Origin of the sequence: Gluconobacter sp. P1C6_b, assembly GCF_018811945.1 — a bacterium.
Lineage (GTDB): Bacteria > Pseudomonadota > Alphaproteobacteria > Acetobacterales > Acetobacteraceae > Gluconobacter.
Map to the genome: position 1 here is coordinate 1 of NZ_JACRVU010000013.1, position 19,960 is coordinate 19,960.

Consider the following 19,960-nt stretch of genomic DNA (forward strand, 5'->3'; position numbering starts at 1 on the left):
CTCATGCATGTCTCGCCAGGGGCAACCTGTGCGCAGAACATGCAGCATACCATTGAGGAACCGGCGATTGTCTCCAGCCGGACGCGCCCAACGTCCGCGTTCAGCCGGCAGAAGTGGACCAATGATCGCCCATTCCTGATCCGTCAGATCACCTCGTGCCATGCCTGCTCCACTGTACTGCCTTCATTGAAGACAACAGTGAATCAGATCTCACGCAGATCGTATAGACCTTTTGTCAACGTGACCTAGCTGGAAATCAAGGACATATTCCTTCGGCTGGGACTGGTCCTCGCGAAGAGGCGTAATCCCCGCGCCGGGACTGAATCCTATTTGGTGACCGGGTTCGATGCGGGACGCCAGATGGCAGAGCATCGGTGGGCCTCCGAGCGTTGGGGCGATACCGTTTCGGAAGGTATTACTATACGAGAACCTAAAAAACGGTATCGCCAACAGCCCCCGCTACCATTCTCCCCGGCTGACCCTGCCAATGATAACCCGGCCCTTTGGCCTGAGTTTTCTGAAAAGCCGGACGCACTCTTCCCATGGCTGGACATCAATCCGGCAGAGATCCCGGATTTCATGCGGAATGACCCCGAATTTTGGGCGATGGCAGTCTGACGCAATCCATTTTGTTATTGTGATTGCAATAGTAAAATAACTAACGGAAAGAGGAGAGCATGAGATGCCGTGGGTAAAAACTGAATACGAAGACCGATATGACTTCACAGCCAAAGAATTGGTGATCTTGGACAATGCCGGTTATGTGTTCGAGAACCCGGAGGTGTGGATCAACAATCCCGATGGCGCAGAAGAGGATCTCATGAAGGCAATCCCGATCTATTATCGCTTGCTCGGGAAATCCATTGTCGAGACGACGACACGGGGTGTTACCTTCTTTTCGGCGATCCGGGACTTTCTGGCCGAAACAGTTCCCCACCCGTATCGCTACCCCGGCCCCATCCCAACTGAAGAAGAGAACAGGGCCATGGCTCGGGCCGCGAAGACCATTCGCCGCCGGAAGCCCGCTGGAGCCCCGCAGGACTCCTCCCGCCCTCTGGCTCGGTAAAAGGTAGCGCCTTACGGGATGCATCCTTCCTGCGTCTGCTCTGTCCTCGGGGTGGCCTGTAACGCTGCGAAGTATGCCCTTAGTCGCTCCCGGTCCTCCCGGCTTATCCGTGAACCACTGAGATGAACCGTGCCTATCGCTTCGCAGCCCCATAGGGTGCCGCGCCGGGCAAGTACTCGACCTTTCTCACCGTGTAGCGACGGCTCACCTTGAGCCAGCCAAGAAAACGTTCCCAGTCCTATAACGATCAGGCACTCCGGTCGAAGTGCTCGCACGATGCGCTCCGCATTGTCTCGACTGAAGATCTCAAGATTTTCACGTAGAGATTTCGTTATCCGGTTCCATGCTGCGACGCTTGGTGCGCGGAAGAAGATCGCATTCAACCCAGTGCATTGGGCCACTACTTCCTGTCCCCATATCATTCTCACTTGTCTGGCGAGTGGCCATTCCTCCGTCGCATAGTCGCAGGTCTCCGGCCACGTCTCATGGTGTTCGGAACAGTCAATCGCTTGCCCTCCCGGCTGATGCCCAAGAAATAGAAATGACGCATCGACTATTGGTGGGCCGTATAGGATGCGGAAACCAAGGGCATGTTCACCGAGGTCTTTTTCACACCGACGGTAGTAATCGTTCGTTGCCGCATAAACTTCCCGGCATATATTTTTGGCACTCTGGTCGTGCATTACTTCGCCTTTCTGTTGACGAAGGCGAGCATCTTCGGGGATGGGGGTCAAGGCAGACCGCTGGCTCGGTTGCGGGGCGAGGCCGATTAAAACCCCTCGGAAGCCCACGTGGGGCGTCCAGTGGTCCTCTGGCGTCCTCCTGCGCTGATGCGAACTAGAATAGGTAAGTAACCATTACCTTTTTATCGTGCATACTTATACTCACCCCGGTGATCTCATCCTATCCCGAGCGCACGATACCAAGAGGGGTTCGAAGAAGGGCTATGCCAACCGGGTATCAGCAAATCACTGTCAAATAACAACAGTTTCGGTGGCATTGGTCTTTACAGTGGTTTCCAAACCCAACGACATGGGATTTGGTTTATATGAAAAATAATATTTATCAGATGGAATAATATGAAAGCCTGTTTCGATTAATTTCTAAATAATACACGCTAATTAGATAGGGGTTAGGCCCCTGTTACCATCGTGTTATGGGGCGATTATAGTGGAGGCCCTCTCATGAGTGTAAAAAAGTTGGGTCCATACACCAAAAGCGATGAAAGACTTATCGCTGACGGTCGTAGTGCCCCGGCTCGTCGATATCGCAAATACATGAAGATGCTTAAGCAGGATTTCGGAGAGACGCTCCAGCCGTCCCAGCTGCTTCTGGTTGAGCGGACGGCCATGATGCTTACCCGACTTTACTATCTCGACAATCGAATTCTCATGGATGATGAGTTCGGTCAACTCGACAATAATCAATACATCGCGTGGCAGAATGCTGTTCGACGTAACCTTGCGGAATTGGAAGCAACCCGCAAATCAGTATTGGAGTATTTCTAATGAGCATCCCCGGGGATGATTACGAGCGCCAGTGTCGAGGAGAAATTTCCGGTTTGACTGGGAAAGAATCACATATTGAGTTGGCAAAATATCATCTTGAAGCTGCTCAAAGCACCCTCGATGAAGTCAACTATGACGGTGAGACTATAGCAGCCATCACTGAGGCATTGGATCTGCTCTATGACGCCAGTGTCACAAACGAATCAAGGAGTAACCGTGCCCTTTAAGCCCTCACGCTTGGGCGGTAGGCACTTTGCACTGCCAGCCTCCCGGTCTCGTGCTCGCACCAAGGATAAGCCAATCCCCGGCGCATTGCTTCGGACGCATGACGCTTCGACTGAAGCCGCGCTGAACAGTCCCAAAGACGGCTTACCGCCAGTTACGGGAAACAAGGTCACAGGCTTGGTTCTGAAAAAGCAGCAAGATCGGGCCGAAGAGATCAGCACTCCCGTCCGGAACTACTCGGATGAAGATAGGGCCCTGAAAGAAGCTATTCGCCGCAAGGAAGAGGCTGATGCCCACAGACTTCAGGAAATGATCAGACGTAATAAAGAATATTGGAACAAATGATGAACAGTGCAGAAATCAATCTAGCCGTAGCCAAGAATCGGCACCGGGATGTCCTCAAGGCTCTCGATGAAGTTGCAGCTAAGCAAGTCAAAGCTGCCAAGGTTGTCTCGATGCTCCAGGCCGAAAAAGACGCCCTTGCCGACGTACAGGAGCAGGTCAATAACATCCGTCTTGATGCGATGGAGACCGGGAAAACCACCGTCTATCTCCCGGCCGAGGTATCAAAGAAATATGAGCGCTTGCGGGAGATTGACGAAGTTCTCCCGGCAGCACTTCGTCGACAGGAAGCACTTGCCGGGGAAAGAGCCGTTACTCAGGCGGCGATTGACGAGGCCGAAGAGGCTATCCGCCAGGAAGCTGGGGCCATCCTTGCAGCCGAACAGGCGGAGGTCTGGGATCGGGCTCAAGCTGTGTGGGCCGACTATATCGAGGCGATTCGGGAGGTTCTCGCTCTCGGTTCCACCGGGTATAGCCGGTATTCATGGAATACTATCGCCGAGCACCTGAATTCCCTGACGCCTTCGTGCTACCGTGAATTGAACGGGGAAGGGGTAGCCAAGACCAATGCAGGGCGGGAGAAAGTCCGCCAGCGTTATTCTGATCTCATCGCCCCGGTTGGCGTGGCTCGGTCCTGAAATAAGAAACCCCTCCGCCGTGGGGACTGCGGAGGGGTATCGGCGGCGATTCAGAAAAAGCCCGACTGGAGAAAGCAGTCGTTAGCCCTTTATAGCGCGGACAGCGTCCTGCGACTAATTCATATTTCTGTCTGAATAGACAATAAATCCCCTCTTTTCTTGTTTCCATACGGCAATATCCCACAAACTTCTTCAAATTTATTTATAATTACTCGTTCGCATTCAATGTGTTTATCGCAGAGTGCGTAATATATCTGTAATTCTTGTCCGGTTTCTAGGAGATGGATTATTGTCTCCCCACCCTTGTGTGGTCCTCGGTTACCCGGTATGTGCCGGAAGAATTGCCTGAGCCTCTTATTTAACTGCTTTGCTCGCCCGATATAGACGATTTCTGGTTCCTCGTCCCTGTGGCTGGCTGTAATGATGTAGATACCCGAGGCCTTTTCCTTAATTGCTTCTCGCCAAGGAAACGGGCCATGGCCTGCTAAACCAGCCCAATCAAATAGCTCTTGCGGAGATAGGGTAGATTCGGTGCTCATTGCACATAATTTCTAATACGCCCACGTTGAAAAGAGGAGCTCTCTTTTGCCCTTCGCAGAGGCGCATCATGGTCTCTACCGAGCGTAGTTTCAAAGGCGGGCGTTAAGAGGGGCGGAGAATACTGCGCCCCATATAACGATTTGTTTTATATAGGTATTTTAGCCTATATTGGTGTCCCGTACGGGATTCGAACCCGTGTTGCCGCCGTGAAAGGGCGGTGTCCTAGGCCTCTAGACGAACGGGACTGGAGGCGTGAGCGGGTGTATAGGGGCGGCTCCTGCGTCCGTCAAGCGGGGGCAGCGTCAGAAATGAAAAAAGACAGATTTTTTCTCTCCTGCCATGTTTCGGCCCGCAAAGTACCCGCGACATGGACCAGCGGCATGGAGCGGTCTTCCAGCAGGGCGGCGAAGGGTTTGTCGGCTGCACGGAAGACGAGGCCGCGCAGGCGTGTGCCGCCGTCCTCGCCTTGCAGGATGACGCGCAGGGTGTTGCCGTCCTTGCCGATACGTTCGCTTTTGACACAGCGGACATTGCTGATGGCGAGGATCGGTTCCTCATTGCCGGGGCCGAAGGGTTCCAGCCGGGCGAGCTGGTCAGCGACAGCGATGGAGGCGCCGGCCAGCGTCATGATGCCGTCGAGCTTCAGGGCATCCTGTTTCGGAAGGGTGAGGGCGCCGGAGAGCTGTGTGTCGAGCCAGCTGTGGAACTCGTCAGCACGATCGGCGGCGAGGGAGAAGCCGGCGGCCATGGCATGTCCGCCGCCGCTGAGCAGCAGACCGTTCTGGCGGGCGGCGATAATGGCGGTTCCGAGATCCAGTCCGGGGACGGAGCGGGCCGAGCCTTTGATGACGCCGTCCGTGAGGGCCGCGACGAGAGCGGGACGGTTGTAACGTTCTTTCAGGCGCCCTGCGACGATGCCGACAACGCCGGGGTGCCATGTTTCACCATGCAGGAAAATGACGGCGTGGCCCTCATCAAGCTGCTGCTGCGCCTGTTCCATGGCGGAATCGAGGATTGTGGATTCGACGGTCTGGCGCCGGCGGTTGACGCGGTCGAGCTGTTCGGCGAGGGCGCGGGCTTCCACGACGTCGTCCGACAGCAGGAGTTTCAGGCCCAGATCGGCCTGTGCGATGCGGCCACCGGCGTTGATGCGGGGGCCGAGGGCAAAGCCGCAGGCCATGGCGCTGGCTTCTTCCTTCACGCCTGCGACTGAGGAGAGCGTGGCCAGTCCGAGACGCTCACCGCGGGACATGACCCGCAGGCCCTGCATGACCAGAGCGCGGTTCAGGCCGGTCAGGGGCATGACGTCACAGATGGTGGCCAGCGCCGTGAGGTCGAGGCGCTTGAGCAGATCAGGGATGACCTGGCCCTCGTCGAACCAGTTGGTGCGGCGCAGGTGGCGGATCGTGGCGACCATGGTGAGGAAGGCGACGGCTGTGGCGCAGATGCTGCCCAGACCGGAGGTGCAGTCCAGACGGTTCGGATTGACCACGATACCTTTCGGCAGGGCGGCGCCGTCGGGTTTGTGGTGGTCGAGCACGATGATGTCGGCGCGGTCGGTCAGGCCGTTGAGGATGTCGATCGCTGCTGTGCCGCAGTCGATACACACCAGAAGCGTGGCGCCTTGGGAAAGCAGGTTTTCAAGAGCGGCCGTGTTGGGTCCGTAGCCTTCGGCCAGGCGGTCGGGGATGTGGGTGCTGACCGTGCAGCCCAGTTCGCGCAATGTGTCGCAGACGAGGGCGGTTCCGCAGGCGCCGTCCACATCATAGTCGCCGAACAGGCCGACATGCTCACGGTTGCGCACGGCCTGTGCAAGGCGTTCCGCGGCCCGGTCCATGTCCTGCAGGCAGGATGGGTCGGGCATGGCGTCGCGCAGACGGGGATTGAGAAACGAAGAGGCGTCGTGGGGAGCGACGCCTCTTGCCGAGAGGATACGGGCCAGAAGTTCGGGAATACCGGCCTGCTGGGCCAGGGCGAGTGCGAGGCGGTTATCTGCTTCCGCCAGGCGGGGATCGCGCCAGATCCAGCGGCGGTGTCCTGCACTTCGGGTTACGCCGAGGACGGCACCCGTATCGTCTGCGAGCATGGTTCTCCGTTCAGGAAGCGGCTTTTACCTTCGGTTTGAAGGTATGGTGGCTTTCTATATAGCGCACCGTGCCGGATTTTGAACGCATGACGATGGAATGCGTGCGGGCCCGGCTCGGGCTCGGGCGTTCCACGCCCTTCAGGAGCGGGCCGGACGTGACGCCCGTTGCCGAGAACAGGACGTGGCCCGATGCCATGTCGTGCAGGAAGAGCTTGCGGGCCGGGTCGAGGCCATTGGCCATTTCGCGTGCACGCTCGCGCTGCGTGTCATCTTCAAACAGGAGGCGGCCCTGCATCTGGCCTTCCATACAGCGGATGGCTGCGGCGGCGAGGACACCTTCTGGAGCTCCGCCAGAACCCGCATAGAGATCCACGCCGCCGCCGTCGACGCAGGTGGCGATGGCCGCTGCCACGTCACCGTCGCTCAGGAGCATGACGCGTGCACCGGCTTCGCGGGCATGGGCGATGAGTTCTTCATGTCTTTCGCGGTCAAGTGCGCAGAGAACCATATCCGAGACATCGCGCTTCTTGGCCTTGGCCAGCGAACGGAGGTTGTTGCCGATCGAGGCATCCAGATCCACCACGCCTTCGGGCAGGTCAGGACCGACGACAATCTTTTCCATGTAGATGTCAGGTGCGTGCAGGAACTTGCCGCGCTCGGCGAGGGCCACGACCGTCAAGGCGTTGGGCAGGCTCTTGGCGCACAGATTGGTGCCTTCGAGCGGATCGACCGCGATGTCCATGGCCGGGCCACCGGAGCCGACTTTTTCGCCGATGTAGAGCATCGGGGCTTCGTCCATCTCGCCTTCACCAATGGTGACGACGCCATCGATGGCGACGGTGTCGAAAGCGGCGCGCATGGCCTGCACAGCAGCGCCATCGGCTTCGTTCTTCTGGCCGCGACCGGTCCAGTGGGCGGAAGCGATCGCGGCCGCTTCCGTTACACGGACGAGCTCGAGAGCAAGATTGCGGTCAGTGACGCGGTAGGGGAGAACATTCTGAGGGTCGATCACGCAAGGGGATCCTCGATTTTGAGCACCAGAGGCTTTCCTGTCACGACAGGAAGAGCTGCAAGCGCTGTGGCAGCTGCGTGGATGGCCTTTTCCGGAACCTGATGGGTTACGATCGCCAGATCAGCACATCCTGTTGCAGCATCATGCTGGGAAACAAAGTGAACAGAGACATCATGGTCCCGAAGAACGGATGTCAGATCAGCCATTACGCCCGAACGGTCCTGAACGTTCACATGTAAATAGAATGCGCTGTTCAAATCAGCGAGATTCGCGCAGGCGACGGGGGCCGGAACGGACTGTGTGCCCCAGACGTGAATGGCGCTTCCACGGGCCAGATCGATCAGATCGGCGACCACGGCACTGGCGGTCGGGCCTTCGCCGGCCCCACGACCGGAAATGGTCATGGGGCCGCTGAACACACCCTGTGTGGAGACGGCGTTGAAGACGCCTTCGACGCTGGCGATGGGGGCGCTGGCCGGGACGAGGCACGGACGCACCCAGGCGGCGACAGTGCCGTTTTCAGCCCGTCGGGCCATGCCGAGCAGCTTGATGCGGTATCCGAGCTGGTCCGCAAATCTCAGGTCGGTCGCGGTGACGTCGCGGATGCCCTGAACGGAGAGGGTGTCGAATGCGATGGGCTGGAAGGCCAGACCGGCAAGGATGGCCAGCTTGTGGGCCGTGTCCCAGCCGTCCACGTCCGTTGAGGGTTCGGCTTCGGCATAGCCCTTGGCCTGTGCTTCGGTCAGGACGTCCGTGAAGTCCCGGCCCGTGGCGCGCATTTCGGTCAGGATGTAGTTGCAGGTGCCGTTCAGGATGCCGCCCACGCTGAGCAGACGATCAGCCGCCAGCCCTTCGCGGACGAGCTTGATGGCGGGGATGCCACCAGCCACGGCCGCTTCGAACAGGAGGGGGGCATTCTTTTCGGAGGACAGGCGGCTGAGACGGTCGCCATGCAGGGCCACGAGTGCCTTGTTGGCGGTCACGACCGGCAGGCCGCGTTCGAGCGCGGTGCGCACCATATCGCGCGCCGGACCTTCGGAACCGCCGATGAGTTCGACGGCGACGTCAATCTCCGGGTCCTGGGCCACGGCAGTGGCACTGTCGTGCCAGCGCATGGCGGACAGGTCCACGCCGCGGTCGCGGGTGCGGTCCCGGGCCGTGATGGCCACGACTTCGATCGGCCGGCCGGCCCGGGCGGTAATCATGTCAGCGTTCTCACGCAGGAGACGAATGACACCGATCCCGACAGTCCCGAGTCCAGCCAGTCCGATCCGCAGTGGTTTCACGATGATGCAGCTCCAAGAAGATCAGCGGTTCCGGCTCCGGCGCCGTGCCGGGACATGAAGCCTTTGATGGCCCGCGTCGCCTGACGCAGCCGCTGGGTGTTTTCGACAAGTCCGATCCGGACAAAGCCCTCACCGTATTCCCCGAATCCGAGGCCGGGTGCAACCGCTACGCCAGCTTCCTTGAGAAGCAGCTTGGAGAAGGCGACGCTGCCCATTTCGGCGAAAGCGGGGGGAATGGGAGCCCAGGCGAACATCGAGCCCGCCGGTGCGGGAACGTCCCATCCTGCGCTCTGAAGACCGCGCAGCAGCACGTCGCGGCGGTCCTTGTACATGGCGCGGATTTCGGAAACGTAGTCCTGCGGGCCGTTCAGCGCGGCGACGGACGCCACCTGGATCGGCGTGAAGGCGCCATAGTCCAGATAGGACTTGATGCGCGTCAGGGCCTGGATCAGCCTTGGGTTGCCGACCGCAAAGCCCATGCGCCAGCCCGCCATGGAATAGGTCTTGGACATGGACGTGAACTCGACGGCCACATCCTTTGCGCCCGGAACGGCGAGAATGGACGGGGGCGGCTCGTTCTCGTTGAAATAGATTTCCGCGTAAGCCAGATCGGACAGGATCCAGATCTCTTCCCGGCGTGCGAAGGCCACGAGTTCCTTGTAGAAATCGAGGTTTGCGACAAAAGCTGTCGGGTTGGACGGAAAGTTGACGATCAGGGCCGTCGGCTTCGGGACCGAGTGCCGGACGGCACGTTCGAGCGCGCGGAGCATGTCTTCGTCCGGCGTGGCCGGGATCGAGCGTACGGAGGCACCGGCGATGATGAAGCCGAACTGGTGGATCGGATAGGACGGGTTCGGGACCAGGATCGTGTCGCCGGGGCTTGTGATGGCGGCGGCCAGATTGGCCAGACCTTCCTTGGAGCCAAGGGTCGCGATGACCTCGGTTTCGGGATCCAGCGAAACGTTGAACCGGCGCTCGTAATAATTCGCCATGGCCTTGCGCAGGCCCGGAATGCCTCGGCTGACGGAATAGCCGTGCGCACGCGGATTGCCGACCGTCTCGATCAGCTTCTGCACGACGTGAGCCGGGGGCGCGCTGTCGGGGTTGCCCATGCCCAGATCGATGATGTCGTCACCGGCGGCTCGCGCGGCGGCCTTGGCCTTGTTCACTTCAGCGAACACGTAGGGCGGCAGGCGGCGGATGCGGTGGAACTCTTCGGTCATGACCAGCTCTGGGACAGGGAGTGAAAGGGAGCAGCGACGATAGACAGGTTTTTTCAGGAGTGGAACAGCCTGACTGTTCCCGATCTCACAATGTCGTCTTCCGGCCTGTTCGCTGCGTCAGTCGTTGATCGTAACCCGGACGCCGTCGCCAATGGCTTCGGCCCTGAGAATGATTGCGGATGAAGGTACGCCGCGCGCGATCAGGGCACGGGCGACCACGCGGGCGCGCAACAGGCCCAGCGCGATTTCCCGGTTCTGGTCCGCGGGTGCGAGGGCTGCATCCGCGCTCATGAAGGCCCCGAAGCCAAGGATGGTCAGGCGCCTGTTCCCCCGCAAAGAAACAATGTGCTGGTAATCGCCCTGCGGATCACCCGCGACGTGGTCTGTTGCGGGCTGGAAGCGGATCAGGGTGCCTTCGGGCGTGGACGTGTCGATATCCGGGCGAACGGGATCACTGACCATTGCATCACGCGGCAGGTCGAAGCCGGGAAACTGCGGTGGGGGCGGCGGCAGATCGCCGATGTTCGGGAACTGGCCCGGCGGGGTCGGGGGGATGGATTTCGTCACGACGGCGGGGAGTTTGGCTTCCGCTGCCGGAGCGGAGGGAGCCGTCTTTCTTGCCGGTGCGGAAGCATTGGGAGCCGATGTCGTCGCCAGATCGGGCGCCGGATTGATGGCGGAAGGGCTTTCCGGCTCCGGCTGTCCGACTGTCGTCATGGTCATGCCACTCTGTTCCGTATTGGCTGTCGTGGCGGCCGGTGCTGGTTTGGGGGGCGGGGGAATGGTCGGCAGGGCGCCTTGGGCCGCGCTTTCGCGCTGGGCCAGGTTCCGCTGGGCTTCCAGCTGCGTCGTCAGTGACAGACGTGCCTCGGGCGTTGGAAGGTCGGGAGCCCGCGTGGGGGTACGGCCGACATGCGGATAGCGCAGGTTCTCGCCCGGCGGTGGGGCGCGCAGCTTGGCGATCTCGCCGCCTTCAAAGTTGTGCCACCAGCCGGTTACGGTATCCGTTGCGTCCTGATGCTGGCAGGCCGCCAGCAGCGGCGCGGTCATCAGCAGGAGAAACGGGATTTTCCCCGCAGTCCTGCGTGTCGCCGCTGTCATGGGCTGCCTGCTGTTCCCTGGGACCACTGTGCCGTTCCTGCCGTCTGTAGAATGTCCAAATGCGGCGGAGACTAGCGGTTCATGGCAGGGATGGCGAGAGTTCCTGTCGGTCCGGATCGGAAGCCCGATCCGAAGGAGGACTTGGCACCGACGAAAACGAAGCGCAGGATAGGGGGTATGAAGATGCATGCTGGATCTGGAAACGATATGGATATCACCAGAATGACCCCGACCCGCCTGGACGACGAGCCGGATGCTCCGGAACCCGAAACCCGCGAAGACGACAACAAGACGCTGAACAGCCCGATCAGCGAGCTTGAGGGCCGTCTGTTCGATCAGCGGAAAGTCCTGATCTTCGGCGGTATCAACGACAAGATCGCTCGCGATGTCACCGGCCGTCTTCTGGCGCTGGCCGGGACGTCCGACAAGCCGATCGACGTGTATGTGAACTCGCCGGGCGGCCATGTGGAGAGTGGCGACACCATCCATGACATGATCCGTTTCGTGGATTCGATTGCGCCGATCAACATGATCGGAACGGGCTGGGTCGCCTCCGCTGGTGCGCTGATCTACGCCGCCGGCCGTCCCGAGCGCCGCGTCTGCCTGCCGAATACGCGCTTCCTGCTGCATCAGCCGATGGGCGGCGTGCGTGGTCCGGCAACGGATATCGACATCGAAGCCCGCGAGATCATCAAGATGCGCGAGCGTCTGAACCGGATTTTCGCCAAGGAAACCGGCCAGACCTACGAAAAGGTCGCCAAGGATACGGACCGCAACTACTGGATGTCGGCCAATGAAGCCATCGCCTATGGCCTCGTGAACCGCATCGTCCACTCGGCAACCGAACTCAAGTAAAAACTACAAGCTCCAAGGGGCACGGCGTGCCTTTCCGGCACGCCGCGAACACAGTTATGAAAAGTCTGGCCGAAATCTATTCCCATCTTCCCGACGCACCGTCGGAGAAGACGCTCGAGCGCGTTGATTACGAAGCGCGCCACTGGAGCAGCCCGATCCAGGGGCCGCTCAAGCCCGGTACGGAAGAGCACAAACGGGCCGTCGCCGCGATGTTCCGCGATACGTTCAATCCGTACAAACCGTCCGTAATCGACTGGCCGAAACTGGATCCGGAGACGCTGCATCGCATCACGTCGCTGCCGATCTGGGATATTGCGGTCCAGACCGAAGGCAAGGCCCGTCTGCGCATGGCCGCCTATGCGGACATGATTACCGATCCGGACATGAAGGATGCGCTGTCGCGCAATGCCTGGGAAGAGAACCGGCACAAGGAAGTCCTGACCAAGCTGGTCGAGGCCTACAACATTCCGATGGCGCCGGAGCCTCCATACATCACGCCGAAGGATACGGAATGGGCGTATCTGGTCACGGGTTTCTCGGAATGTGTGGATAGCTTCTTCGCGTTCGGCCTGTTCGCGCTGGCCGAGCGCGCCGGGCTGTTTCCGCAGGAACTGATCGAGACGTTCGAGCCGGTGATGCAGGAAGAGTGCCGCCATATCCTGCTGTTTGCGAACTGGTTGGCTTGGCACCGGGCGACCATGCCGTTCTGGAAGCGGCCGTGGTTTGAACTGCGTGTGATCGGGGTCTGGCTGTTCCTGGCCTATGAGCGCATGGGGCTCGCCCGCTCGATTGACGAGAACGGGGAAGAGCACACTCAGGACAACAATTTCACGGTCACGGGTGCCAAGGACATGACGACGATGGACATCAGTATTCCAGACCTGATGCAGCTCTGTCTGGATGAAGATGACCGCCGCTTCTCCGGCTATGATCCGCGTCTGCTGCGGCCGACGACAACGCCGGCAATTGCGCGCGCGATCATCAAGGGTGCAAAACTCTGGGATCGTGTCCGGAGCAAGGTCGCCGCCTGAGCGACCTTCTCCACGACAGTCACACGGCATAAAAAAGGGCTCCGGGAAGGAGCCCTTTTTCGTTTCAGTCTTCAGGGGTGCCTTCCGCGTCGGGCTCCGGATCCGTCATCAGGGCATCGGAGAGGACGCCCGCTTCTGCGCGGATGCGACGCTCGATCTCGGAGGCCATCTCCGGATGGTCGCGCAGGAACTGCTTGGCGTTTTCACGTCCCTGTCCGATGCGCTGGCTGTCGAAGGAGAACCATGCGCCGGATTTCTCGACGATGTTGCCCTTCACGCCCAGATCGAGCAGTTCGCCCATCTTGCTGATACCTTCGCCGTACATGATGTCGAACTCGACCTGACGGAACGGAGGCGCCATCTTGTTTTTCACGACCTTGACGCGCGTCTGGTTGCCGACGACCTCGTCCTTGTCCTTGATGGACCCGATACGGCGGATGTCGAGGCGGATGGACGAGTAGAACTTCAGCGCGTTACCGCCCGTCGTCGTTTCCGGATTGCCGAACATCACGCCGATCTTCATGCGGATCTGGTTCAGGAAGATGACGAGCGTGTTGGAGCGCGAGACCGTTCCCGTCAGCTTGCGCAGAGCCTGGCTCATGAGACGCGCGTGCAGGCCAACATGGCTGTCGCCCATGTCGCCTTCAAGTTCGGCGCGGGGAACGAGGGCCGCAACAGAGTCCACGACCAGCACGTCAACGGCGCCGGAACGGACCAGCGTGTCGGCAATTTCCAGTGCCTGTTCGCCGGCATCCGGCTGGCTCAGGAGAAGATCGTCGATGTTGACGCCAAGCTTGCGGGCATATCCCGGATCGAGCGCATGTTCGGCATCGATGAAGGCCACGGTCCCGCCCTTCTTCTGGGCTTCAGCCAGAACGTGAAGGGCGAGGGTGGTCTTGCCGGAGCTTTCCGGTCCGTAGATTTCAACGATACGGCCGCGGGGCATGCCGCCGATCCCCAGAGCGATGTCCAGCCCGATAGACCCGGTGGAAATCACATTGGTTTCCACTTTCGGGCGCTGGCCCATGCGCATGATCGAGCCTTTGCCGAAGGCACGCTCAATCTGGCTGAGTGCGCCTTCAAGCGCCTTGGTCTTGTCCATTCAATCCTCGCAATAGGTTTGGGCTGGCGTTTCCAGGATACGATAGACCGGGCGGCCACTCTCGCAAAGAGCCGTGATTTCCACGATTGCCGGCTTCCTGTGTTCGCAAAATGTTCTTATGCAGACATATCATGCCTGACCCCCCTGTCGCCAAGGGGTATGGTCGTTTCCAGGAAAGATTTTTTCAGGAACGGCGGCTGTCTCTATCGCAGGGGAGCGGAACGGCTGGCAGGGCGTTTGAGTTTCCAGACATAGGCAATGATGGCCGCGACGACCTTGAAATGTTCAGCAGGGATTTCGCTGTCGAGGGGAAGGGTGAAAAGCGCACGAGCTAGGGGCGGATTGGCTACAATGGGGATGCGGTTGTCCTGTGCGATGTCCCTGATGCGGGCTGCGACATCGTCCATGCCTTTTGCCACGATCCTGGGCGCGCCACCTCCACCTCTCTCGTAAACGAGTGCGACGGCGTAATGCGTCGGATTGGTGACGACGACAGTCGCTGTCTTGACGGCAGCCATCATGCGCTGCCTGGCCGCCTTTGCACGCAGGGCTTTCTGGCGGCCTTTGACGTGCGGATCGCCTTCGGTGTTCTTGTACTCGTCCTTGAGGTCTTCGCGGCTCATCTTCAGTTTGGAGATATGACGGAAACGCATCCAGAAAATATCAAAGCCGGCGATGACCAACTGTGCCAGAATCATGGCAGATGCGGCCTTGAAGCCGAGATCTGCCATCATTTTCAGTAGAGGGCCGGGTTCCAGCCCGACCATCCGCGGCGCGCTTGGGATGACTCCCTTGGAGATATTCCAGAGGACCACGGCAAAAATCGCAAATTTCGCGAGCGCTTTGAACGTATCGGGAAGCGTTCCGCCACCGGCGATGCGCTTAAAACCTGCCAGAGGGGAGATCCGTTCGAATTTCGGAAGCAGGGATTCAGGATGGATGAGAAACCCTGTCTGCAGGAACCCGGCCCCAAGGCAGAGCACGGCAACGGTTGCTGCCATTGGCACTGCCAGCTTCAGTCCGGCTTCAATGGCGTGGTCCGTACTGTTGAGCAGGCCTCCCTGTGCCATGGGGACCGTACCGGCATTGGCCATGAGGACCTGCATGACATGTACAAAGTCCGTCACCAGATACGGCAGGACCATGAAAATTCCTGCAAATCCTCCAAGAAGAGCCACGAAATTCATGGCCTCGCGGGACATGACGATCTGCCCGTCCTCACGTGCCTTCTGGAGGCGTTGTGAGGACGGGGCTTCTGTCTTGTCGTCAGAATCAGACATTCTTCAAAGTCCTGGAAGGGCCCGGAGGACGTCGAAGGCCTGTCCCTGCCAGATCGTGACCATGGTGCTCAGCGTGAGGCCCAGAAGAGCGATGCCACCGAGAAGCTGAAGGGGACTGGCGGCATTATAGATCTGCAGGGTGGGGAGCAGGCGCGTCATGATGCCGAGCATGCCCTGCCAGACAAGGGACAGGATCAGAAAAGGCGCACTGAGTTCCAGGCCGAGGGCGAAGCTGCGTTCCGTGAGCTGGATGATGCCTTGGGCGGAATCGCCCAGCAGGTTCCAGTGTGCGTGAGAAGCCGCGGCCAGCAGGGTTCCTCCCGGCGGAATGATGCTGTAACTGCCGAGGATTGCGCGGACGGGCAGGATATATGCGCCAGTCACGAGAAGCACGAGAGGAGCCAGCAGGTTCAGGAAGCGGGCGGGCGCGGAACTGCCGGAACCCAGATCCGGGTCTGGTTGAAGAACGCTCGAAATCCCCATGCAGACCGCGATGATCTGTCCGGCAATCGGGAGGGCCATGCAGATCAGACGCGCCATCCAGCCGATCAGGATTCCGGCGAAGAGTTCGACTGCGATCATGCCGCAGAGCCCCAGCGGGGCCAGTGCATCCAGATGGCCCTGCATCAGCAGGGGCGCGACGAGCGGAAGAAGCAGGACTGTGAGGGTGATGGCGCATCCCGCACGGATCATCATGGGCATGGACTGTTCGCCAAGGCCGGGCATGACCATGACGACCGCCCCGGTGCGCGAGAGGACCAGAACAAAGGCGAGAGCCCAGACGCTCAGGACCGGTCCACTGAGATCCAGCCCCTGTAGCGCGCCTGCTCCGCCCGGTCCGTCAAAGCTGGCGTTCACAGGAGAGCGTCTTTCAGGCCGGAAAATCCGGACACAGGCATGTCAGTCAACTCCGGATCCGGAAGGTGAGGGCTCAGGTGGTGCCGACGAGGATGAGCTGGTCGAAGAGATGTCGGGTGAAGCTGATGAGTGTTGCGGTCATGAAGGAGCCAGCCATGACCATGACGGCACCGATGGCCAGAACCTTCGGCACGAAGGACAGCGTGGCTTCATTGAGTTGGGTGACCGCCTGTACGAGCGAAACCAGAAGACCGACCCCGAGCGCGGTCAGAAGAGCGGGAGCACTCAGCTTGAGAGCGACGAGAAAGGTCTGTTCCAGAATGGCGCCGAGATCGATGGCCTGCATGCTCAGATCGTCATTTTCATCACGTCCTGATACGCCTGGACCATACGGTCACGGATCACGGTCGTGGTCTGGAGGGCTAGCTGCGCATTGGACACCGCAGTTACGATCTGGGTCATGTCGCCGCCGCCTGTCAGGCCCTGTGCAGCTTTGGCTTCGGCATCATGACCGCTGTCGATGACATTGCCGACAGACTGGGAAAGGATGGATCCGAAATCCGTACCGGAACTGCTGCTGGCAGTCGTCGCGGACGATTGGATACCGTCATCGACATTGTCCGTGACACCCTGCAGGCGGCTCTGGAGACTCTGGACGGCATAGGCGTTATGGGCCTGGGTGAGAGATGTGAGCATCTGGATTACTTCAGCAGGTCGAGTGTGCGGGACAGCATGGTCCGGGTGCTCGACAGAGCATTGAGGTTGGCTTCGTAGGAACGTTCGGCTTCTCGCATGTCCATCATCTCGGTCATGGAATCCACGTTGGAAACCTTGACGTAGCCGCGCTCGTCAGCGGCGGGATGGGAGGGGTCGTAGCGGGTGTCGAAGTCCGACATGTCCTGCCCGACATTCTGGACATCCACGGTCGAGGCGCCCGTTTCGTTGTCTACGTGTTCGGAGAAGGTGATGGTTTTGCGGCGATAGGGATCCGCGCCCGGCTGGGAGCCGGTCGTATCCTGATTGGCGAGGTTTTCCGCGACGATGCGCAGGCGCTGGGCCTGTGCGTCCATGCCGCTTGCGGAAATGCCGATGGTGGTGGACAGGTTCATCCGTCAGGCTCCTTACTTGCCGAGTGCCGTCTGGAACATGCTCAGGTATTTCGAATAGACGTTCACGGCGAGATGCTGCTGGTCGTTTACGTCCGCGACCTGTTCCATCTGCTGGTCCAGAGAAACCTGATTACCGTCCAGGGACTGTTCGGATGTGGTCTCGATGGTGTGGGTGCCTGAAGCGTTGTAACCGATATGATCGGGCTGGGTGACGGTGGGCGTGATGTCGAATTCGCCCATCGCGGCCTCGAACGGGGAGACGTCCTTGGCTTGGTAGTCCGGTGTATCGGAGTTGGCGATGTTGCCGGCCAGCACCTGCTGGCGCGCCTGAAGCCAGTTCATGCGGTCACGGCCCAGAGAGAAAAGGTCGGTGCCGCCTGCGCTGGTCGGGTCGATGTTACGCATCGAGACAGTCTCCATCATGCAGGTGCCGGAAAAATCCCGGCGAAGCGCATGATGGCGTGAAATCTTTAATAAATGGTTGCCTGAGCCGTCGATTCTGCTGCGAGAGAAGGGTGTGAGGGGATTTCGTCAGGCTTCGTAGTCGTTACCGGGCGTAGAGCGATCCATAGCCTCTTCTAAGGTCCTCCCGGTACTGTCTTTCCATTTCGTCCAGCCGTTGACTGAATGTCCCAGCAGGGCGGTGGCTGCAGGACTTGGGGCTTTGAACAGTACGTCGCGGGTGAAATAAATGCGATCGCCTTCAATGCGTAGCAGACCTTGCTCCAGCATGGCCTGTCGCTTCTGAGCATAATTAAAACTGCTAGAAACTTCAGCGCGGCCATAAGAGCCTGCCAGTACCACCAGTCCTTCTTGCGTATACTGGGCGCGTCCGTCCACGCCGGATGCGTGACAATAAAATTCGGTTGGGAGGGACTGTTTCTGTGAATCCAGAACAGGTTCAGTCGTCTGAGTGACCGCGACAGAATTCCGGTTGCGGATGAGGGGTTCGAAAATCGGATATCCCAAGGTCGTCAGCAGGATGTCGATCGTTTCGAAGACTTCGCGGCATTCTGCCTCCAGCGCGGGAAGAGTATGGGGTCTTGTTCCACCTGTGCCGTTGTCCATTTCGAAACGCTGGGCCTGTGCGGCGCGACTGATAGCCAGCCATTCCAGATAGTGCGCGTGTGTGACGGTCAGGCTTTGGGTGAGCGAGAAGGCGACGACGGCCCGGTTCCACCAGAGGCCCTTCTTTTCGTTATGCTGCTTCAGGCGATTTCCGAAATTTCCGGTCTGCCCGACATAGGCGCGCGGCCGTTCCGTTTCGTCGTTTTCACCGAACAGGATGTAGATGCCGACCGAGTTGGCTTCGCGTCGCTCCAGAAAATCCTCCAGCCGCAGGCGGGGGATTTCTACAACCTGCACGATCCGGGTGGTGATGGAGGCGATCCGGATTCCCTGTGGATCGCCGGAGGGAAGGAAAATCTGGATCGTCTGAGGGGTGGGCGTTCACGGTGTCTGGTCCTGCGCAGAAACATTCAGAAAAATATTTGTGGCAGGGGCAAGGCGCTCAGGACAGGGGGTTTCTGCTTTAGGGGCAGCATCTTCGGCAAAACTGACGGGCAATTAAGCGGTCGTTAACCGGTCTTGGGCATCATGCCGGGGAATGAGGATGACTGACCTATGACCCTGCATGAGTGTGTGAACGCGATTGCCGCCCTGATTTTTATTATCGTGCTGATTTTCTGTGCCCGACCCCTGCTGCGTTTTCTGGAACAGAAAAAGAGCGGTGCGCGGGAGGAACAGGCGGGACTTTCGCTGGTGGGGCAGATGGCGCTGGACCGGACGCGGCGCCTTTCGGTCGTACGTTACGGCGCACGGGAGGTTCTGATTCTGACGGGTGGAAATCAGGACATCCTGATGGACTGGACAGAGCGGGAGACGTTTGCTTCGGCGCTCGACGCTTCTGGCGCGGAGGATCTGGCATGAAGAAGGGTCTGTCCGTGCTTTGGGGAGTGGTTCCGGTGTTCGTATTGCTGGCCTGTCTGGCTTGGCCACATCTGGCGCATGCGCAGGCAGTGAGTATCGATCTGGGGCAGAATGGCGCTTCTGGTGGCGCAGGCACAACCAGCCGGCTGGTGCAGCTGACGGCGCTGATTACCGTTTTGTCGCTGGCGCCGAGCCTGCTGGTGATGATCACGGCGTTTACGCGGATCGTGATCGTCCTGTCCCTGCTGCGCAGTGCGCTGGGTGCACAGGGGACGCCCCCCAATACGGTTCTGATCGGGCTGGCGCTCTTTCTGACACTGTTCGTGATGCAGCCGACGCTTCAGAAGTCCTGGGATGCGGGAATCGAACCGCTGATGGCCGGGCGTGTCGGTGAAATGGAAGGTCTGACGGCCGCGGCCCAGCCGTTCCATGATTTTATGGCGGTGACGGCGCGTCCTGCGGATGTGGCGACGTTCCTGAACATCGCGCATGAGAAGCCACCCGCGAAGATCGGGGATACGCCGTGGCGTGTGCTGGTTCCGGCCTTCATGATCGGGGAACTGCGTCGCGGTTTTGAGATGGGCTTTCTGCTCTATCTGCCGTTTCTGGTCATCGATCTGGTGGTGTCCAGCGTGTTGATGAGCCTTGGCATGATGATGCTGCCTCCCAGTACCGTATCCCTGCCGTTCAAGCTGATCTTTTTCGTTGTGGTGGACGGCTGGTCATTGGTGGCGGGAAGCCTGGTACGAAGTTTCACCGGGTAGGAGCC

At 59.7% G+C, this 19,960-nt stretch carries 24 protein-coding genes and 1 tRNA gene; 9 read left to right on the forward strand and 16 right to left on the reverse strand.

Going from position 1 to position 19,960, the window contains the following annotated elements; translation table 11 throughout:
• Nucleotides 1–162 (reverse strand): transposase (locus KP701_RS10105; protein WP_215746917.1); only part of this gene is annotated, 162 nt, incomplete at its 3' end.
• Nucleotides 163–682: 520 nt separating this feature from the next.
• Between KP701_RS10105 and KP701_RS10110 the strand changes: the two genes are divergently transcribed.
• The 5 genes from KP701_RS10110 to KP701_RS10130 all read left to right on the forward strand — a co-directional run bounded on the left by KP701_RS10110 (nt 683) and on the right by KP701_RS10130 (nt 3,779).
• Nucleotides 683–1,066: a hypothetical protein gene (locus tag KP701_RS10110; protein ID WP_215747098.1), complete on the forward strand. Its 384-nt coding sequence runs from the start codon at nt 683–685 to the stop codon at nt 1,064–1,066.
• A gap of 1,184 nt (nt 1,067–2,250) precedes the next feature.
• A complete protein-coding gene (locus KP701_RS10115; RefSeq protein WP_211582978.1) occupies nt 2,251–2,574 on the forward strand; it encodes a hypothetical protein in 324 nt (107 codons plus the stop codon).
• Nucleotides 2,574–2,801 (forward strand): hypothetical protein, encoded by a 228-nt coding sequence (locus tag KP701_RS10120; RefSeq protein WP_215747099.1) that lies wholly within the window; start codon nt 2,574–2,576, stop codon nt 2,799–2,801. The genes KP701_RS10115 and KP701_RS10120 overlap by 1 nt, the downstream gene beginning before the upstream one ends.
• Nucleotides 2,802–2,976: 175 nt before the next feature.
• Complete coding sequence (locus KP701_RS10125; RefSeq protein WP_215747100.1) at nt 2,977–3,144, forward strand: hypothetical protein; 168 nt, start codon at nt 2,977–2,979, stop codon at nt 3,142–3,144.
• Nucleotides 3,141–3,779 (forward strand): hypothetical protein, encoded by a 639-nt coding sequence (locus KP701_RS10130; protein ID WP_215747101.1) that lies wholly within the window; start codon nt 3,141–3,143, stop codon nt 3,777–3,779. Before KP701_RS10125 ends, KP701_RS10130 begins: the two co-directional genes overlap by 4 nt.
• A 119-nt stretch (nt 3,780–3,898) precedes the next feature.
• Here KP701_RS10130 and KP701_RS10135 read toward each other — a convergent pair whose 3' ends face one another.
• The 7 genes from KP701_RS10135 to KP701_RS10165 form a co-directional block, all read right to left on the reverse strand.
• On the reverse strand, nt 3,899–4,318 hold the full coding sequence (locus KP701_RS10135; RefSeq protein ID WP_215747102.1) for a GIY-YIG nuclease family protein: 420 nt from the start codon (nt 4,316–4,318) through the stop codon (nt 3,899–3,901).
• 170 nt (nt 4,319–4,488) lie between these two features.
• A tRNA-Glu gene (locus KP701_RS10140) sits at nt 4,489–4,564 on the reverse strand.
• Nucleotides 4,565–4,605: 41 nt separating this feature from the next.
• The gene (gene recJ, locus KP701_RS10145) at nt 4,606–6,405 is read right to left on the reverse strand and encodes a single-stranded-DNA-specific exonuclease RecJ (RefSeq protein WP_215747103.1); all 1,800 of its coding nucleotides are present in this window, start codon (nt 6,403–6,405) and stop codon (nt 4,606–4,608) included.
• Between the two features lie 10 nt (nt 6,406–6,415).
• Nucleotides 6,416–7,417, reverse strand: coding sequence for a class II fructose-bisphosphatase (gene glpX / locus KP701_RS10150; RefSeq protein ID WP_215747104.1), 1,002 nt, complete (start codon nt 7,415–7,417; stop codon nt 6,416–6,418).
• Nucleotides 7,414–8,703 carry a homoserine dehydrogenase gene (locus KP701_RS10155; RefSeq protein ID WP_215747105.1) on the reverse strand — a complete coding sequence of 430 codons (1,290 nt, stop codon included), beginning with the start codon at nt 8,701–8,703 and terminating at the stop codon, nt 7,414–7,416. Before KP701_RS10155 ends, glpX begins: the two co-directional genes overlap by 4 nt.
• Nucleotides 8,700–9,926, reverse strand: a complete 1,227-nt coding sequence (locus KP701_RS10160) for an LL-diaminopimelate aminotransferase (protein ID WP_215747106.1) — start codon at nt 9,924–9,926, stop codon at nt 8,700–8,702. The genes KP701_RS10155 and KP701_RS10160 overlap by 4 nt, the downstream gene beginning before the upstream one ends.
• A gap of 117 nt (nt 9,927–10,043) precedes the next feature.
• On the reverse strand, nt 10,044–11,027 hold the full coding sequence (locus tag KP701_RS10165) for a hypothetical protein (RefSeq protein WP_215747107.1): 984 nt from the start codon (nt 11,025–11,027) through the stop codon (nt 10,044–10,046).
• 177 nt (nt 11,028–11,204) lie between these two features.
• On the opposite strand from KP701_RS10165, the gene KP701_RS10170 reads away from it, so the two are divergent.
• Both KP701_RS10170 and KP701_RS10175 read left to right on the forward strand, forming a co-directional pair.
• A complete protein-coding gene (locus tag KP701_RS10170; RefSeq protein ID WP_215747108.1) occupies nt 11,205–11,882 on the forward strand; it encodes an ATP-dependent Clp protease proteolytic subunit in 678 nt (225 codons plus the stop codon).
• A 56-nt stretch (nt 11,883–11,938) separates the two neighbouring features.
• Complete coding sequence (locus tag KP701_RS10175) at nt 11,939–12,913, forward strand: ferritin-like domain-containing protein (protein WP_215747109.1); 975 nt, start codon at nt 11,939–11,941, stop codon at nt 12,911–12,913.
• A gap of 64 nt (nt 12,914–12,977) precedes the next feature.
• On the opposite strand, the gene recA is transcribed toward KP701_RS10175, so the two are convergent.
• From recA to KP701_RS10215, 8 genes are all read right to left on the reverse strand, one after another.
• Nucleotides 12,978–14,015: a recombinase RecA gene (gene recA, locus KP701_RS10180; protein ID WP_215747110.1), complete on the reverse strand. Its 1,038-nt coding sequence runs from the start codon at nt 14,013–14,015 to the stop codon at nt 12,978–12,980.
• Between the two features lie 203 nt (nt 14,016–14,218).
• Nucleotides 14,219–15,295, reverse strand: coding sequence for a flagellar biosynthesis protein FlhB (locus KP701_RS10185; protein ID WP_215747111.1), 1,077 nt, complete (start codon nt 15,293–15,295; stop codon nt 14,219–14,221).
• Nucleotides 15,296–15,298: 3 nt separating this feature from the next.
• Nucleotides 15,299–16,153, reverse strand: a complete 855-nt coding sequence (locus KP701_RS10190) for a flagellar biosynthetic protein FliR (RefSeq protein WP_215747112.1) — start codon at nt 16,151–16,153, stop codon at nt 15,299–15,301.
• Nucleotides 16,154–16,226: 73 nt separating this feature from the next.
• Nucleotides 16,227–16,499, reverse strand: coding sequence for a flagellar biosynthetic protein FliQ (locus tag KP701_RS10195; protein ID WP_011253052.1), 273 nt, complete (start codon nt 16,497–16,499; stop codon nt 16,227–16,229).
• Nucleotides 16,500–16,501: 2 nt separating this feature from the next.
• Complete coding sequence (gene fliE / locus KP701_RS10200; RefSeq protein WP_215747113.1) at nt 16,502–16,849, reverse strand: flagellar hook-basal body complex protein FliE; 348 nt, start codon at nt 16,847–16,849, stop codon at nt 16,502–16,504.
• A gap of 5 nt (nt 16,850–16,854) precedes the next feature.
• Entirely contained in the window at nt 16,855–17,262 is a 408-nt protein-coding gene (gene flgC, locus KP701_RS10205; protein WP_215747114.1) for a flagellar basal body rod protein FlgC, read from the reverse strand.
• A gap of 12 nt (nt 17,263–17,274) precedes the next feature.
• Nucleotides 17,275–17,667 (reverse strand): flagellar basal body protein, encoded by a 393-nt coding sequence (locus KP701_RS10210; RefSeq protein WP_194264341.1) that lies wholly within the window; start codon nt 17,665–17,667, stop codon nt 17,275–17,277.
• 126 nt (nt 17,668–17,793) lie between these two features.
• Nucleotides 17,794–18,627, reverse strand: a complete 834-nt coding sequence (locus KP701_RS10215) for a GIY-YIG nuclease family protein (RefSeq protein WP_371818949.1) — start codon at nt 18,625–18,627, stop codon at nt 17,794–17,796.
• Between the two features lie 258 nt (nt 18,628–18,885).
• Here KP701_RS10215 and KP701_RS10220 point away from each other — a divergent pair, with 258 nt between their 5' ends.
• Together KP701_RS10220 and fliP are read left to right on the forward strand one after the other, a co-directional pair.
• Nucleotides 18,886–19,191, forward strand: a complete 306-nt coding sequence (locus tag KP701_RS10220; RefSeq protein ID WP_215747115.1) for a flagellar biosynthetic protein FliO — start codon at nt 18,886–18,888, stop codon at nt 19,189–19,191.
• Entirely contained in the window at nt 19,188–19,955 is a 768-nt protein-coding gene (fliP, locus tag KP701_RS10225) for a flagellar type III secretion system pore protein FliP (protein WP_215747116.1), read from the forward strand. The genes KP701_RS10220 and fliP overlap by 4 nt, the downstream gene beginning before the upstream one ends.
• Nucleotides 19,956–19,960 lie beyond the last annotated feature (5 nt).

Bases quoted from the DNA above. Each gene is read 5' to 3' on its own strand.
- KP701_RS10195 (WP_011253052.1), bottom strand. From the start codon at position 16,499: ATGCAGGCCATCGATCTCGGCGCCATTCTGGAACAGACCTTTCTCGTC.
- KP701_RS10110 (WP_215747098.1), top strand. From the start codon at position 683: ATGCCGTGGGTAAAAACTGAATACGAAGACCGATATGACTTCACAGCC.
- KP701_RS10120 (WP_215747099.1), top strand. From the start codon at position 2,574: ATGAGCATCCCCGGGGATGATTACGAGCGCCAGTGTCGAGGAGAAATT.
- KP701_RS10175 (WP_215747109.1), top strand. From the start codon at position 11,939: ATGAAAAGTCTGGCCGAAATCTATTCCCATCTTCCCGACGCACCGTCG.
- recJ (WP_215747103.1), bottom strand. From the start codon at position 6,405: ATGCTCGCAGACGATACGGGTGCCGTCCTCGGCGTAACCCGAAGTGCA.
- fliE (WP_215747113.1), bottom strand. From the start codon at position 16,849: ATGCTCACATCTCTCACCCAGGCCCATAACGCCTATGCCGTCCAGAGT.
- KP701_RS10185 (WP_215747111.1), bottom strand. From the start codon at position 15,295: ATGTCTGATTCTGACGACAAGACAGAAGCCCCGTCCTCACAACGCCTC.
- KP701_RS10135 (WP_215747102.1), bottom strand. From the start codon at position 4,318: ATGAGCACCGAATCTACCCTATCTCCGCAAGAGCTATTTGATTGGGCT.
- KP701_RS10130 (WP_215747101.1), top strand. From the start codon at position 3,141: ATGATGAACAGTGCAGAAATCAATCTAGCCGTAGCCAAGAATCGGCAC.
- flgC (WP_215747114.1), bottom strand. From the start codon at position 17,262: ATGAACCTGTCCACCACCATCGGCATTTCCGCAAGCGGCATGGACGCA.
- fliP (WP_215747116.1), top strand. From the start codon at position 19,188: ATGAAGAAGGGTCTGTCCGTGCTTTGGGGAGTGGTTCCGGTGTTCGTA.
- KP701_RS10170 (WP_215747108.1), top strand. From the start codon at position 11,205: ATGAAGATGCATGCTGGATCTGGAAACGATATGGATATCACCAGAATG.
- KP701_RS10165 (WP_215747107.1), bottom strand. From the start codon at position 11,027: ATGACAGCGGCGACACGCAGGACTGCGGGGAAAATCCCGTTTCTCCTG.
- recA (WP_215747110.1), bottom strand. From the start codon at position 14,015: ATGGACAAGACCAAGGCGCTTGAAGGCGCACTCAGCCAGATTGAGCGT.
- KP701_RS10115 (WP_211582978.1), top strand. From the start codon at position 2,251: ATGAGTGTAAAAAAGTTGGGTCCATACACCAAAAGCGATGAAAGACTT.
- KP701_RS10160 (WP_215747106.1), bottom strand. From the start codon at position 9,926: ATGACCGAAGAGTTCCACCGCATCCGCCGCCTGCCGCCCTACGTGTTC.
- KP701_RS10210 (WP_194264341.1), bottom strand. From the start codon at position 17,667: ATGCGTAACATCGACCCGACCAGCGCAGGCGGCACCGACCTTTTCTCT.
- KP701_RS10220 (WP_215747115.1), top strand. From the start codon at position 18,886: ATGACCCTGCATGAGTGTGTGAACGCGATTGCCGCCCTGATTTTTATT.